The organism is Methanobacterium sp. (assembly GCA_039666455.1).
Taxonomy (GTDB): Archaea; Methanobacteriota; Methanobacteria; order Methanobacteriales; family Methanobacteriaceae; genus Methanobacterium_D.
In genome coordinates this window covers 72,012-86,541 of sequence record JAVSLW010000009.1, presented here as the reverse complement: position 1 = coordinate 86,541, position 14,530 = coordinate 72,012, and the positions used below count along the sequence as shown (strand labels likewise).

The 14,530-nt window shown below is 29.6% G+C and carries 17 protein-coding genes; 12 read left to right on the top strand and 5 right to left on the bottom strand.

Features of this window, described 5'->3' with window-relative positions; genetic code table 11:
• The first annotated feature begins 188 nt into the window (after positions 1-188).
• The 7 genes from PQ963_02435 to PQ963_02405 all read left to right on the top strand — a co-directional run bounded on the left by PQ963_02435 (position 189) and on the right by PQ963_02405 (position 4,053).
• Positions 189-773 (top strand): flavodoxin family protein, encoded by a 585-nt coding sequence (locus tag PQ963_02435; protein MEN4028525.1) that lies wholly within the window; start codon positions 189-191, stop codon positions 771-773.
• 88 nt (positions 774-861) lie between these two features.
• Entirely contained in the window at positions 862-1,590 is a 729-nt protein-coding gene (locus tag PQ963_02430) for a glycosyltransferase family 2 protein (protein MEN4028524.1), read from the top strand.
• Positions 1,587-1,958 (top strand): DUF2304 domain-containing protein, encoded by a 372-nt coding sequence (locus PQ963_02425; protein ID MEN4028523.1) that lies wholly within the window; start codon positions 1,587-1,589, stop codon positions 1,956-1,958. The genes PQ963_02430 and PQ963_02425 overlap by 4 nt, the downstream gene beginning before the upstream one ends.
• A 254-nt stretch (positions 1,959-2,212) precedes the next feature.
• Positions 2,213-2,500, top strand: coding sequence for a hypothetical protein (locus tag PQ963_02420; GenBank protein MEN4028522.1), 288 nt, complete (start codon positions 2,213-2,215; stop codon positions 2,498-2,500).
• 161 nt (positions 2,501-2,661) lie between these two features.
• Positions 2,662-2,988 carry a hypothetical protein gene (locus PQ963_02415; GenBank protein MEN4028521.1) on the top strand — a complete coding sequence of 109 codons (327 nt, stop codon included), beginning with the start codon at positions 2,662-2,664 and terminating at the stop codon, positions 2,986-2,988.
• Between the two features lie 110 nt (positions 2,989-3,098).
• Entirely contained in the window at positions 3,099-3,341 is a 243-nt protein-coding gene (locus tag PQ963_02410) for a DUF6516 family protein (protein ID MEN4028520.1), read from the top strand.
• Between the two features lie 493 nt (positions 3,342-3,834).
• Entirely contained in the window at positions 3,835-4,053 is a 219-nt protein-coding gene (locus PQ963_02405; protein MEN4028519.1) for a DUF2304 domain-containing protein, read from the top strand.
• A gap of 10 nt (positions 4,054-4,063) precedes the next feature.
• Here the strand turns inward: PQ963_02405 and PQ963_02400 are convergent, their stop codons facing one another.
• The 4 genes from PQ963_02400 to PQ963_02385 all read right to left on the bottom strand — a co-directional run bounded on the left by PQ963_02400 (position 4,064) and on the right by PQ963_02385 (position 7,743).
• Positions 4,064-4,972 (bottom strand): glycosyltransferase, encoded by a 909-nt coding sequence (locus PQ963_02400; protein MEN4028518.1) that lies wholly within the window; start codon positions 4,970-4,972, stop codon positions 4,064-4,066.
• A gap of 7 nt (positions 4,973-4,979) precedes the next feature.
• Positions 4,980-5,543: an acyltransferase gene (locus tag PQ963_02395; GenBank protein ID MEN4028517.1), complete on the bottom strand. Its 564-nt coding sequence runs from the start codon at positions 5,541-5,543 to the stop codon at positions 4,980-4,982.
• A gap of 55 nt (positions 5,544-5,598) precedes the next feature.
• Positions 5,599-7,062, bottom strand: coding sequence for a flippase (locus PQ963_02390; GenBank protein MEN4028516.1), 1,464 nt, complete (start codon positions 7,060-7,062; stop codon positions 5,599-5,601).
• A 504-nt stretch (positions 7,063-7,566) separates the two neighbouring features.
• Positions 7,567-7,743 carry a hypothetical protein gene (locus PQ963_02385; GenBank protein MEN4028515.1) on the bottom strand — a complete coding sequence of 59 codons (177 nt, stop codon included), beginning with the start codon at positions 7,741-7,743 and terminating at the stop codon, positions 7,567-7,569.
• Positions 7,744-7,921: 178 nt separating this feature from the next.
• Between PQ963_02385 and PQ963_02380 the strand changes: the two genes are divergently transcribed.
• The gene (locus PQ963_02380; protein MEN4028514.1) at positions 7,922-8,977 is read left to right on the top strand and encodes a hypothetical protein; all 1,056 of its coding nucleotides are present in this window, start codon (positions 7,922-7,924) and stop codon (positions 8,975-8,977) included.
• Positions 8,978-9,097: 120 nt separating this feature from the next.
• Here the strand turns inward: PQ963_02380 and PQ963_02375 are convergent, their stop codons facing one another.
• Entirely contained in the window at positions 9,098-10,144 is a 1,047-nt protein-coding gene (locus tag PQ963_02375; protein ID MEN4028513.1) for a glycosyltransferase family 2 protein, read from the bottom strand.
• A gap of 410 nt (positions 10,145-10,554) precedes the next feature.
• Here PQ963_02375 and PQ963_02370 point away from each other — a divergent pair, with 410 nt between their 5' ends.
• From PQ963_02370 to PQ963_02355, 4 genes are all read left to right on the top strand, one after another.
• The gene (locus tag PQ963_02370) at positions 10,555-11,112 is read left to right on the top strand and encodes a hypothetical protein (protein MEN4028512.1); all 558 of its coding nucleotides are present in this window, start codon (positions 10,555-10,557) and stop codon (positions 11,110-11,112) included.
• Positions 11,113-11,480: 368 nt separating this feature from the next.
• Positions 11,481-12,509, top strand: coding sequence for a glycosyltransferase (locus PQ963_02365; protein ID MEN4028511.1), 1,029 nt, complete (start codon positions 11,481-11,483; stop codon positions 12,507-12,509).
• 33 nt (positions 12,510-12,542) lie between these two features.
• Complete coding sequence (locus PQ963_02360; GenBank protein ID MEN4028510.1) at positions 12,543-13,238, top strand: (Fe-S)-binding protein; 696 nt, start codon at positions 12,543-12,545, stop codon at positions 13,236-13,238.
• Positions 13,239-14,450, top strand: a complete 1,212-nt coding sequence (locus PQ963_02355; GenBank protein ID MEN4028509.1) for an LUD domain-containing protein — start codon at positions 13,239-13,241, stop codon at positions 14,448-14,450.
• Positions 14,451-14,530: the final 80 nt, after the last annotated feature.

Here is a 14,530-nt window from a genome sequence, read left to right as displayed (position 1 = left end):
TTGCAGTTTGAATTATTATCATAAACATTATGCACGATACATTTCTTTATTTCTAATTTGAAAAAGGATTTAAACTATAATTGTTCATACTAATTAAAAAAGCAATATACAATTAAATGGTAATATGTGTTTAAAAACTCCAGATTAAACACATTTAATACACGTTTTATATCAAATTGGTGAAAAATATGGTCAAAGTAATAGGAATTATAGGAAGTCCAAGAAAAGAGGGAAATACAGCATATCTTGTTGAAAAATCATTAGAAGCTGCACAAGAAGCTGGTGTCGATGTTGAAAGTATTCATTTAGGGAAATTAGAAATGGAACCCTGTAATGCATGCGATATATGTAAATTAACTGGAGAATGCCCTAAAGATGATGATATTAATGATATTCTCAATAAACTAAAAGATGCTCATGGATTAATCATTGGAAGTCCTGTTTACTTTGGAAATGTTTCAGCACAGCTTAAAATAATGATAGATAGATCAAGACCTCTTCGCGCTGATTTTAAATTAAAAGATAAGGTTTGTGGAGCAATAGCTGTGGGTGCTTCACGAAATGGAGGCCAAGAGACAACAATTACAGCGATACATGAATTTTTACTCATCCATGATGCGATTGTGGTTGGTGATGGTTCTCCTCTTGCTCATTATGGCGGAACTGGAGCAGCAGGCCCTGCAGGAGATGTTGAAAAAGACGAAATAGGTATAGAAACCTCTAAAAACCTGGGTAAACGTGTTGCAGAGCTTGCAAAAAAGATTTATAATTAATTTTTCAGATATGATAGTTCAACTTAAAGTTATGCAAATGTTCTTATTGGATGAAATTTTAATTAAAATTAAAAACCATAGTGATCAGATGCTTGGAAATTCAAATGATGATCCTGCTTTCAGGAATCTGAGTGCAGAAGTATACATAGTTTTACCTGCATATAATGAAAGTAAAGTCATTGGAAACGTCATTGAAGAACTTAAAGAAAGAAATTGGAATATTATAGTTGTAGACGACGGATCCTCTGATGAAACCTACAAAATAGCCAATGATTTGCTTGAAAACTATAAAGGATTTATTTACAGGCACAGCATTAATAGAGGAGTAGGTGCAGCTCTTAAGACAGGGATAGAAGCAGCGCTCCAGAAGAACGCCGATTTGATAGTAACATTCGATGCAGACGGTCAGCATGATCCAGATGACATAAATTCATTATTAGTCCCCATAATAAAAGGAGATGCAGACATTGTAAACGGTTACAGGAATTTTGAAGAAATGCCACTTTCTAAAAAGCTTGGAAATCAGATTATGAACATTATAACATGGATTTTTTACGGTGTTCGTGTAAAGGACTCTCAAACAGGGTTTAAAGCCTTTGATAGAAAAGCTGCACAGGTTTTTGAAATACATTCAAGAGGTTTTGGTGTAATTTCAGAGATAATGGGGGAAGTAAAAAGGCATGACTTAAAACTTAAAGAAGTGCCTATAAAAACCATATACACAGATTATTCAATGGCCAAAGGGACAAATTTAAAGGTGGGTCTTAAGATTTTATTTAAATTAATAATGAATTTATTTAGACGGGTGTTATCATGATATTTCTATATCAAATAATAGGATCAATTATTGGGTTAATTGCCATAATTTTAGCCATTTTAAGGTTTAGAGAAGGAAAGATGACCATAGGGATGTTATCTTTATGGATACTGATATGGATTGGGGTTATTTATGTATCACTGGATCCTGGAGCAACCAATCTATTTGCATCTTTTGCAGGAATTGGAAGAGGGCTTGATGTAGTATTAATATTAGGACTATTTGGATGTTACTATTTGGTTTTCAAGATCTACACCATGATTGAAAGCATGGAAAAGGAAATTACAGATCTGGTAAGGGAACTTGCACTTCAAAGGGAAAATATCAAATCAAAATCAGACGTTACTTCTAAAAAAGAATCAAAGTGAAAACATATGAAAATAGGATATTTCATCGGGCATTTACTTGTTTTTAAGTGATTTTTTATAAGTTTTTGTGGAGCTGGTGTTTTTTTGAGTTTTATTTTCACTGATTTTGAATTATTAGACAGCCCCTTCTAACAACTTTAAATATTGAAAATTACTGAAAATCTATTGGAAAAATAAAGTTTATTTTAAATGTTAAACATAAATACAATTAGATAAATTTATAGTACATAAAAAAGAAAAATAAGGTGATCAAGGTGGCTTTTGTAGTAAAAAACACTACGATTCCTGAAAATCAAGTGAAAAATATAGTTATAAAAGCCCTAAAAGCCAGAATAGAGAAATTAAATCAAAAAATTGATGAACTTCAAAAGAATATGGATTATTTCAATAGAAAGTATGGTATGGAATCAGAAGAATTTTACAAGGAGTTTAAATCAGGTGAACTTGGAGATAACATGGATTTCATGGAATGGAAAGCATCATGGGAAATATTCAATGAGCTTAAGAATGAAACGAAGGCATTGATAGAGGCCATTGGATGATAGATGATTATTTCGATTTTTTAAATAGAAAGCCAATAAATTTGCCTATACTAAAGAAGTTAGGATTGTAAAAAAGTTCACAGGTACGGATAAAGGGTTTATTCGTCTCATAATAAAACTAACTGATGATTCTGAGCTTCATGTTTTTGAAGGTGATAGTCATGGGAGAATATGTTAAGGTATCAAAAGAAGTGTTTGCACCGATAGAGGAATTGGTAAGGATTGGTTTATTTAAAGACGAAAAGGATGCTCTTGTAGGAATAATACGGGAGCAAGCAAGAAATAAAATTTCTTACTATGAGAAGAAAATAAGCGAAATGAAGAGGAGATACAGGGTCGATTTTCAGGAATTTAAGGATACCATCGATAAAAGGAAAGATGAGGAAGTATTTGAGGAATGGGATGATTTCATACAGTGGGAGAGTTATGAAGAGGCGCTTAGATATTGGGCTGAAGTAGAAAATCGAGTTAAAGGCAAAATTAAATGACGGTATCAAGTATTTTAGCAGTGTTATCATCCAGCGACCTTGTCATAGACATAGAGATTATTGCGATGATCATAGAGCCAAAAACGCAATCGCTACGGGCAAAGGCGATATTGAAAAAGGGGTACGTGCTCTATGTGAATGAAGGCATAGGAGAAAATTATCGGAGATATTCCTACCATCTCCAAGGAAATGATAAAATGATACGTAGATGGGATAATGCACCGCATTGGAAAGATATTAGAACGTTTCCATTTCATCTGCTTCTTTCAGACAAAGAGGAGCCAATAGAATGTGATGAAGTATTTGTAAATGATGTGCTCTTAGAGATAGAAGATATCATTGGTGAGGAATAGCAAGTGATAGGCAATAGATCTCTTGCGTAATTATAACCTGAAAATACTTCTCCTTACGAATTCTCAACTTCTAACTACTTTGTAAGATAGAATCTCCAACAACTCATCAATATTTCTGATTCATACACTTCGTTTATCTTCTGAATATTCTGTTATTCATCTTGAGTAAATCCTGTGAATATTTTTAAGAACCCTTTAAAAAAGGGTTCATCCAAAGCATCTTTTGATCAACCTTTTCTTAAAAGGTTGTTGAATAATCTTCGGATAGTTTTTTATGGTTGTGCGTCATATCATAATCTAAGCTCTAAGAATTTATATAATTAGTTGTGCAGGAGGTTTATGGTTTTAAATACTTTTAAGCTTAATTGTAGATAACAAAGTAGTAATAATTATATATCATATTTTAATAAAAGGATTTATATCATTTTAATTTAAACACCATAATTATCTTTAAAGAAAATTTTGTTTAATAGGAGAATATGCAGATAAAATAGTGCTTGTAACAGGTGTTTTTGCAGCTGCAGTAGGAATTGGAAGAGGACTTGACGTTGTACTGATATTGGGGCTTTTTGGATGTTATTATTTAATTTTCAAGATCTACACCATGATTGAAAGTATGGAAAATGAAATTACAGATCTGGTAAGGGAACTTGCGCTTCAAAAGGAAGATAATAAGTTAAACAACACTAAAAAGATAATAAGTTATAATTAAAAATTGATTATCAATTTTTTTGATAATAGCCTAAAACTTGAGTATACATTTTTTTTCCAAAATAGGATAATAAATAGGCAAAAATATATTTCAAATTAAAATCTAATTTAATAGCATCAATGAAATAACTTCTCGCTTTTTTTTTCTCTTCGCTTAAAAATAAGAGCGAACCTAAAATTCCATAATTTATAGCTAAAACTTTTTTGTCTTTGGAAAATTCTTTAAAATGCTTATCAATAATTATTTTTTTAGCATTAAAAAGTTTGAGATAATTAGAAGATATATTACCTTCAGCATTATAAGCAATCATTAAAGGTTCATCAACAATCCTAAATTCATAATTTTTTGAAATTCTAATATATAACTCCCAATCTTCTAGTCCAAATAAATTTTCATCAAATAATCCACATTTTTCGAAACATTCCTTCTTAACGGAACTTAATCCATTTACAAAATTTCCTTTGAGAAGTTCATCATGGATTATTCCTTCTTTCTTTTGAATACTGGAATCTGGTTTGTATTTTATTTCATTTTTTTCAATACTCCATATTCCTGAATAAACTACTCCTACATCTGAAGAAGATTCCTTGAATATAAGCATTTCCTTTTGAAGCTTTTCTGGTAACCATTTATCATCACTACCCTGAAAAGACAAAAAATCCCCTTTAGAGTTTTTTATGCCAGTATTCATAGCGCTAGGCGCGCCCTTATTTATTTCATGCCCAATATATCTTATTCTTTCATCAGTATATTGTTCAATTATTTCTTTTGTGTTATCAGTTGATCCATCATCAACAATAATAATCTCAAAATCAGCGTAGGTTTGATCTAAAATACTGTCAATAGATCTTTTAATTAAATGGGCCCTATTATAAGTTGGAAGTATTACACTTACATTAGGATGTGTTTTATTTGTCATTGTGTAATTATAGCTTATTTGGAATTCTTAAATGTTTTGGAAGTGGTTTTATTTTTGCAGGTGCACCTATTGCAAGATAGAAATTGGGTACATCTTTAGTAACAATTGCACCCGCTGCAATCATTGCACCTTCTCCAATCTCTAAATCTGATAAAAATGTTGAATTTGCACCAATAGAAGCACCTTTTCTTAATATTGGTCCTTTAAGTTCAAAATCAATTCTTACGGGATATCTATCATTAGTAAAACATGCGCAAGGACCAATAAATACGTTATCTTCAATTATGGTGTTTGTAGGAATGTATACGTTTGATTGTATTCTCACATTATTTCCTATGATACAATTACCTTCAATTACAGTATTTGTTCCAATAAGTGTGTCATTACCAATAGTTGTTTTTTCCCTGATTAAAATGTTATGGCCCGTTTTAAAATCATCTCCAACTGATACATCATTATAAATAATAGAATTAGGGCGAATAATAGAATTTTTTCCAATTATGGGAGATTTACTTCCTCTTTTATAATTAAAACCAATTATAGTATTCTCGGGATTCTTTATATCATCCATTTTTGAATTTCCCCCCAAAGATTTTCCTAAAAATTTGGTATATTTTAATTCCTATTCAACTTTTTTTAATTAATACATGAATTAAGTTGGCATCGTCTTTATCAATGCATTTGGTCAGTAATATTAATGTAATATATATTATAATTGCAAATAACAATAATAAATATGTTTCCAATTCTTTAAAATAGAATATAAATAATCCCATAATTAAACTTGCAATTATAACTTTAATCATTAATTTTGACTGTTTTCTGGAAATACCATAACCGATTTTACTATAACTTTTGAATACAAGGACTAAAATTGTAAATTCAGTAATTACAGTAACAAAACTGGCACCAATATAGCTAAACTGTGGAATCAAAATCAAATTTAAAATGATATTAATCATCATACATAATGCAGTGATTTTAGTGATTACAAACTGTTTGTTTGTTGATAAAAACATTTGTACGAATGCAGTGTATATAAATGTAAATACAGTAGCCCATACTAATATTTGAAGGAGTAATATTGAATTTTCATATTGAACGCCAAAGACAAATAAAATTATTTTATCAGACAAAAGCATTACAATAATTCCAATAGGAATACTGATTATAAACATAAATTTAAAATACTTTTCAACAGTCATTTTTAAAGAATTTTTTGATGAAATATAAAACTTAGACATCGTAGGAAATATAGAGATACTTGAAACTGACTGAATAAATAGTAAAACTATAATTATTCTATAAGCTGCATTATATAATCCAACTGCTTCATTTCCTTGCATCAAAGAAAGCATTACAGAATCAATCCAAACATAGACTGTTGCAAAAACGGCTGTTAATCCAAAAGGTAATGATTCCTTTATTGTTGGTTTCCAATAATTTCTTCTAATTTCAACATTCCTTGGAGGAAATTTCCAGAAATAAACAATTAAAATATAAAATAAACTAATTAAACTAGAAATAAAATAAACGAATGCAAATACTATAATGCTCAATCCAAAATTAATAACGATTAAAACTCCAATAAACATTAGAAAATTCTGTAAAACCAGGCCTAAAGATTGATATTCCATTTTTTCGTGTGCTTGAAAAATTGAATTAAAAAAACCTGAAATTGCTGTGAAAATTACTGATAATCCTACTAAATAAACAACATTTATAGTTTCTAAAGAGTATCCAAGTAAATTTATTATCAATGCCATTAATCCAAAAGTTAAAATACAAAAAATCATTTTTATAAAAAAAATATTACTAAAATATTTATTCGTTAATGATTTATCTCTTGCAACTTCTCTAACCGTTAAGGTATTAAGACCTAAATCTGTAAAGATGCTGAGTATTCCAGTAAAAGCAAGTGCAAATGAAAGAATACCAAAACCATCAGTACCTAAATATCGAGCAATATAAATCATATAAAAAAATGCTAATATATAGCTAATAACTTGGGAAATCAGTAATAATGAAGTATTTTTAGCAAGTGATTTTACAGCATTCATAATATCATCGTACTTAGAACTTTCTTCCATTTAAGCTTTTTTTATTTATTTAACAAATTATCCCATTTCCTAATTAAATATTAGTTATAACCGCATTATTGAATAATATATAACTAAAAATAGCATTATGCTATTTTATTTATCAAAAAACAGTTATTAATAATTCTAAAGAGTTATTGTATAACAAATTTACTTAATTTCTGTAGCATATAACCATTGATTTATATGGTTTATTAAAATATACTTAACATTATGTCCTTATTTGTTAAAAAATTGAAAAAAACATCTCAACTTTATCCGGGAATCATGTTTATAATTATAGTTTCAATAATTGCACATATCTTATTTTCTAAACTTGGTTTTAATCCTACAGATGATGGATTTATTCTAGCAGGGGCTAAGAGAATACTTGAGGGACAAATACCTCATTTAGATTTTATATCAATCAGACCTGTTGGTTCTCATTTTTTCCATATACCTATTGTTATTTGGGGGGGAATATACCTTATTGATTTCTAGATTTTTTGTTTGGTTTCAATTGGCAACTGTTGCATGGATTTGGACAATCATTATAAGCGATACTTTTTCTATTTTGAAATCAAATACTGAAAAATTTTGCTTAGCTCTAATTGCGCTTTTCTTTTCTGTGCATAATTTTCCAATTATGGCCTGGCATACAATTGATGCTATATTCTTGTCTACTATAGGCATAATGCTATGTCATCGAATTAATTTAACCACATTTAAATTGATTGGATACTTCTTGATAGGTGTTACACCTCTATTTAAACAAAATTTTTTATTTTTACTTCCTTTATCAATCATAGTTCTTAATGACGGGTGTCAAAAACGCTTCTGGATAGTATTAATTACACCCATTATGTTCTATATGTTGTATTTATTAATTAGTGGAGCATTTTTAGATGCATTTGTCCAATTAAATATTTATACTCTAGAAAGAACCATCATTGCAGGTTTAAACCATTATTTCCTTAGTGTAGTACCATTTAGTATTTTATTATGGTATTCAATTACTTATTTTTTAAATAACAATTTAAATAGCAAATTTAACAAGTATTTGGTAAAGACAGGAATTTTATTACTTTTTAGTATTTTAGCTTTTTTAATGATTTCCATAGTTCCATTAGCTATATTCCCCTCTTTATATCTTGTTGGCTCATCATACTCTATTTTTGCCATGGTTGTTGGCTTAATCATAGTAGATTTCTATAAAATTCGAAAATTAACTCAATATTTGAAAATAGGTATTTTACTTGTGATATTATCTTGGATTGTTTCTCTTTCTGTGGGTTATAATTATCCTGCTTTAATGGCTGGCCCTTTAGTTATATTTATAATAGAATATATTTATAACTGTATTCCAGATCAGAATTTATTTAATGATTATTCCAGATATGTTGGTATTTTTGTTATAATGCTGCTTTTCGTGTCTACATTATCCTTTGGAATAGCTAGAGAAGAACATATTTATCGAGAATCTTCAATTAGTGATTTAAACTATGATCTTGGAGATGTAGTTTATGGAATGACAGGAATAAAAACAAACAAGAATACTCATGCATTTTTAAAAGATTTAAATGTTGCTGAAGAATTTTCAATAAAAAAAGGGAGAAAATATATTATTATACCTGATTGCGTAGGAATCTGGATAAAAAACTCCTATGGGAATCCACTAATAATAGAATGGCCTCAAAATGTAGAATTAGGAAATATCCAGTCCGGTGACCAGAAGTTAACAAATCACATTATAAAAGATTTAGAAATGAAAAAAGGGACTGTAATTATCATTGTACAAAAATATAGAGCAGATAATCTATCTGAAGGATTTATACCTTTAAATGAATCATATTCTCCCCTTATCCCTTATGTACAGTCAAATTATAAAAAAATATATGAAACACAGTTTTTTGAATTATATGAATGATAAATCTTTGTAAAATTTAAAACTCATCTGTTTTACTACTTTTGAAATAAATTCATGTCAATTTGCCATTTAATAAATTTAGTGCTCGTGAATGTGTCTGCTAAATAATTTATTGTTAATTTATTTTAGAACTAATTTTCTAAAATCCATTATTCCATTTTTTATTGCTTTTAATCCTTCTTTCGATGTTTTCCAATCCTCTTTTATAAACATTATAATGATATTAACCAATAAATAGACTACAAAAAAAAGTATAAATATGGTTTTTTGAATATTTGACGCATATCTCCACATGAAAATCAATCGATTACGAACTAAATAGTGATAAATTATAAAATAACTGAAATAGCTATCCCAGGTAACTCCAATTTTATGCCAAATACGAGATTTTGGAGCATAAATTAACTTATACCCTGCATTTTTTATTCTAACACATAAATCAGCTTCTTCCCAGTATGCAAAATATAGTGGGTCAAAGATCCCAACTTCTTTAATTACCTCTCTTTTAATGAGCATGCAACTTCCGTCAATCTTATCATTCTCCCTTATTTCATCATACTGTCCCTTATCTATTTCAAAACGTCCGAAACGTTTCCCTCGAGATGTATAAAAATTAATTTCCTCACCTGCAAAGTTTATAACGTCTTTTCTGCCTTTATAATTATAATAATAAATTTTAGGTCCGACAACACCAATTTTAGAATTGTTTTCTGCTACATTAACCATTTCAGTTAAAAAGGACTTTTCAACTACAGTATCATTGTTTAATAGTAAGATATAATCTGGATTTAAAGATCTCATAGCAAATCTAATTCCAATATTATTTCCTTCTGCAAAACCATAATTTTCTGGATTTTTAATTAAAACCAGTTTTTTATTATTATAAAATGAATTTTCTAATGATACAGAGCCAATTTCTGCTTTTGTGTATTCAAATAGCTCAATTGGTTTGTTATTATAATTATATTCAAAAAATTCAGATTTGACTACTATTTTTCCATCACAGTATTCCTTAATTTTTTTTATTGATTCATCCTCAGAACCATTATCTATAAGAATAACATTATAATTAGGGTAATCAATCTGATAAAGGGACTCCAAACATTCAAGAGTATCTTCCCAACCGTTCCAGTTGAGGATTATAATTGAAATTAAGGGATATTTCATTATTCTCTTCCATTTTAACTTCGTTAATTTTATTTAAAATTAATATCTATTTAATAAATTGAAAACAATATTTTGATATATAAATAAACATCTATCTTTTAATTTAACTAATATGGATAATAAATAGTTAACCTGAATTGTATGGGAATTTTAAATTCATCGGAGTGTAACATGGATCCAAAGGAAATTAAATTGAAAGGTAAATCAATTGAAAACAATAAATCGATTAATATTTTGTTAATATCCATATTTTCATTGTTAATTTTGATTACAAGAATTCCTTTCATGAGCAAATTTCTTTACGAGTGGGATTCAGGCAAGACTTAATCATTTTTATGTTTAGGAAAAAATTCCAAATAAAGATTCTATTAAATACTAAATTCGTTTTTTTATCATTATGGATTTTCCCCATGATTATTTTTCAATTTATGGTTCACTCACCTAAGCCTGGGTACATATTAGTATATATTTCAGCAATTTCTATGATTCTGGGATATATATTTAACTATTTTTCTCTTAAAATTGAAAATAAGCATAAATTTTCATATAAATCAGTTTTATCCTCTCTATTGGCAATATTCATCTTTTTAAATTCATTGTATTTTATTTATCCATCCAATATTAACTATGAAAGTACATGGGAAACTCCTTTAGGTTTTATAGATGAAAATCAAAAAATTTTACTATGCATAGATCTTTTATTTGTTTATAGATACGAGAAAATCTATAAAAACGATTTAAACACGAAATATCATATAAACAGGATTATGAATAATTCTAACTCTGAAAAAACTATTATTATCATTAGAGACATTCTAAGGGAAGATCAGGGCTTCTCCTGGAGAAAAGCAATTTACTATCTTCCACAATATAATGTTTACAGCATAAGTGATGATGAAAATTCACAGTTGAAAACCTCCAAAACCAATAAAAATTTCATAGTTTTTCATGGAAAAAACCATAAATGAAGCGGATTTGAAAATAAAACCTTAGAAATTCCATTAAATACTTCTACAACCCAGATAATCTGGGTGATGAATAATAAAACCGAATTTTTTAAGAATGTGAATTCAAAATTAAATACAACATCTATTATCTTGCCAAACGGCTTGAAAATCTATTATTCAGATATTGACGGTGCAAAATCAAAAAGTTTATCATTTTTAACTTAATTGAACTATCAAATTAAGTAGCTTAAATAATTAGCACGAAAAATTAAAAATTATTTATAGGGCGTATTGATAAAGAAAATAATAACTTAAAATAATGTATTTAAAAAACCAAATACAAAAAGTCGTAATATTCATGCATTACTAAAAGATTTAAGGTAAGGAAAATGCCAATTTTAATAACTATAGGAATTATAGCCAAAAACGAGGAAGAATACATAGCCACAACTCTTAAAACTCTTATTGAACAAAGTTTTGATTCTTCATCATTTGAAATAATAGTAGTTGACGGTAATTCCGATGATAAAACCCGTGAAATTGCAGAAGAAGTTTTAAGCTCTTCAAATATCAGCTATAAAATCCTAAACGAGAAAGATTTCGGTTTTTATGGTCACTGTTTTGCAAGAAACCTGGTAATAGACCATTCCAGTGAAAGCTCAAAATACATTGCCTATACTGATGCCGACTGTATCGTGGACAAAGAGTGGCTTAAAACTTTATATGAAAGTATTGAAGGAACCGAAGATGATATTGCAGGTGCCGGCGGACCCCGATTAATAGCTCCAACCGATAACAAAAAAGAACTGATAATAAACCATTTTTTAACCTCCACCATTGCTTCTGGCGGAAACCCTGCATTTTCAAAGAGAAATGTTAAATATTTAAAAAGCATCCCTAATTACAATGCCATTTACAAAAAAGATATAATAAGTAAATTCAGGTATGATGACAGCCTAATCATCTCTGATGATACTGAATTAAATTTAAGGCTGGGATTAGTCGGATATAAATTCATTTACGTCAGGGAAGCTAAAATATATCACAGGGAAACCAGTTCACTAAGGCAATTTTCAAAAAACATGATCAGATATGGAGTAAACATAGCTAATGCCATAAAAAAGCTCAGATTATTTAAAATAAAGGTTTTTTTGACAATATTATTTTTATTCTACCTGATTCTGCTTATTCCGTTATATTTAATTTGGGGGTGGATGGTTTTAATCCCATTAGCACTTTATATCGTATATGCAGTACTTGTTTTTGCAGAAATTCTTTTTAAAACAAAATCTATTTATTCACTGCTTGTTTTTTTACTTGTGCCAGTTCAGCACATTCTGTATGCATATGGAGTTATCTATAATTTCTTATTTATCAGACCGGTGCATAAAAATAATAAACATGCAGTAAAATATTGAAGTAAATTAATGTAGTAGTTGTTTGGTGCAAAGATGATTTATTTTAGGGGCTGTGTAGCAAAGGAAAAGCTTGGAAACATATCCAGAGCAACAGAAGAGATACTGAAATCTGCAGGAATAGATTATAAAGTATTAGAAAATGAAAAATGCTGCGGATCCTTTCTGCTTAGAACAGGATTTAGAGAAGAGGCAGAAAAAGTTATGGATAAAACATTAAAGGATCTGGAAGGAGAAAAGATAGTCACTTCATGTGCCGGCTGTTACAGGACATTTAAAAAAGATTATAAAGAAATTTTAGGCGTTGAAATAAACGTTGTGCACACATCAGAGCTTTTTAACCAGTTAATTGAACATGGAAAAATAGAATTAGAATTTAAAGATAAAAAAGTCACCTATCACGATCCCTGCCACCTTGGAAGGGAGATGGAAGAATATGATGCTCCGAGGGCAGTTATATATAGATGTGCAGAATTGGTAGAAATGGATTTCAACAAAGATAAAGCAAGATGCTGCGGCGCTGGTGCAGGTGTTAGATCAGCTTATCCTGAAATAACAGAAGAGATATCCATGGCACGTATTGAAGATGCAAAAAATACAGGTACTGAAATAATCATTACCTCATGTCCATTCTGCATATTAAACATTCAGTCTGTCTGCATAGAAAAACAGAGTGTACTGGACATCTCTGAACTGGTCTTAAATGCTTTAAAAGACACCCTGGGGTATTAAATGGATAAAAATAACCTTAAATCTCTGCATAAATCCTTTAAAATACTAAGGGATAGAAAAGCGCAGCTTTTAGAAGGGGAAAAAGAACAGATAAGAGAACTTCAAGAGCGGGTAAAAGAAATAAGAAATTACAGCGTGGAAAATCTTCCAGAACTTGTTGAAACAGCAAAAAATAAGTTTGAAGAAAATGGAATAGAAGTTATAGTTGCAGAAAATTCAAAGAAAGCACTTGATGAGATTTACAGGATAATTAAAGACGAAAAAATGGTTTCAAAGTCTAAATCAAACACCATAAATGAAATAGGTTTATCAGAATTTTTAGATTCTCATGGAATTGAACTTGTGGAAACTGACCTTGGAGATCGTATTGTTCAAATAGATCCAGATAGTTCTGGACCTTCACACCCAATAGGGCCAGCTGCACATTTAGATATGGAACAGATAGCTAAAATAGCATCCAAAAAGTTTAAAAAGGAAATAAAACCAGAACCAGGGGAAATTCTCAACGTGATTAAACAGGACGTCTTGGAAAGACTTTTAAACTGTTCTGTTGGAATTACAGGTGCAAATTCAGTTGCTGCAGAAGACGGTGCGCTCTTAATGGTTCACAACGAGGGAAACATAACTCTGGTGTCCATGAAAGATATTCACATTGTTCTTGTGGGCATAGATAAACTTGTAAGGACTGTTGAAGAAGCGGTAAGCGTTGTTAAGCTTGAAACAATATTTGCAACTGGAAAAAAAATTCCAGCCTACATGAACGTGATTTCATCACCCTCTAAAACAGCAGACATAGAACAGATACTTTTAAAAGGCATGTACGGCGCAAAAAGAGTAATAGTAATCCTTCTTGACAACGGAAGAAGTAAATTGTTTGAAGATTACCCGGAATGCCTTTTATGCATTGGCTGCGGTAGCTGTATTGTTTCATGTCCAGTATACAATGTAACAGGCAATGAATTTGGTTATAAAGGATATTTGGGCGGCCGTGGAATATCTTTCAGCCGATTTATCAAAGATAAACAAACCTGTTTTGATTCAGGGCTATTTAAATGCACTGCTTGTGGGCTGTGCACTCTGGAATGTCCCTTTAATATTAAAACAAATAAAATGATTGAAAAATTGCGGATAGAATTCGTGAAGGAAGGGATTTATCCAGAAAAACATTTTAAAACTGCAGAAAGAATTAAAAAAGAAGGATCACCTTTTTAAACATTAAACATAGAACTATAATTAAAGATAAAATAAAAAAATCTTATTCAGCTAAAAGGGAATACTTTAAATAATTTAGA

Bases quoted from the DNA above. Each gene is read 5' to 3' on its own strand.
- PQ963_02435 (MEN4028525.1), top strand. From the start codon at position 189: ATGGTCAAAGTAATAGGAATTATAGGAAGTCCAAGAAAAGAGGGAAAT.
- PQ963_02400 (MEN4028518.1), bottom strand. From the start codon at position 4,972: ATGACAAATAAAACACATCCTAATGTAAGTGTAATACTTCCAACTTAT.
- PQ963_02355 (MEN4028509.1), top strand. From the start codon at position 13,239: ATGGATAAAAATAACCTTAAATCTCTGCATAAATCCTTTAAAATACTA.
- PQ963_02395 (MEN4028517.1), bottom strand. From the start codon at position 5,543: ATGGATGATATAAAGAATCCCGAGAATACTATAATTGGTTTTAATTAT.
- PQ963_02415 (MEN4028521.1), top strand. From the start codon at position 2,662: ATGGGAGAATATGTTAAGGTATCAAAAGAAGTGTTTGCACCGATAGAG.
- PQ963_02360 (MEN4028510.1), top strand. From the start codon at position 12,543: ATGATTTATTTTAGGGGCTGTGTAGCAAAGGAAAAGCTTGGAAACATA.
- PQ963_02370 (MEN4028512.1), top strand. From the start codon at position 10,555: ATGATTATTTTTCAATTTATGGTTCACTCACCTAAGCCTGGGTACATA.
- PQ963_02365 (MEN4028511.1), top strand. From the start codon at position 11,481: ATGCCAATTTTAATAACTATAGGAATTATAGCCAAAAACGAGGAAGAA.
- PQ963_02375 (MEN4028513.1), bottom strand. From the start codon at position 10,144: ATGAAATATCCCTTAATTTCAATTATAATCCTCAACTGGAACGGTTGG.
- PQ963_02390 (MEN4028516.1), bottom strand. From the start codon at position 7,062: ATGGAAGAAAGTTCTAAGTACGATGATATTATGAATGCTGTAAAATCA.
- PQ963_02430 (MEN4028524.1), top strand. From the start codon at position 862: ATGCTTGGAAATTCAAATGATGATCCTGCTTTCAGGAATCTGAGTGCA.
- PQ963_02380 (MEN4028514.1), top strand. From the start codon at position 7,922: ATGTTGTATTTATTAATTAGTGGAGCATTTTTAGATGCATTTGTCCAA.
- PQ963_02425 (MEN4028523.1), top strand. From the start codon at position 1,587: ATGATATTTCTATATCAAATAATAGGATCAATTATTGGGTTAATTGCC.
- PQ963_02385 (MEN4028515.1), bottom strand. From the start codon at position 7,743: ATGCCTATAGTAGACAAGAATATAGCATCAATTGTATGCCAGGCCATA.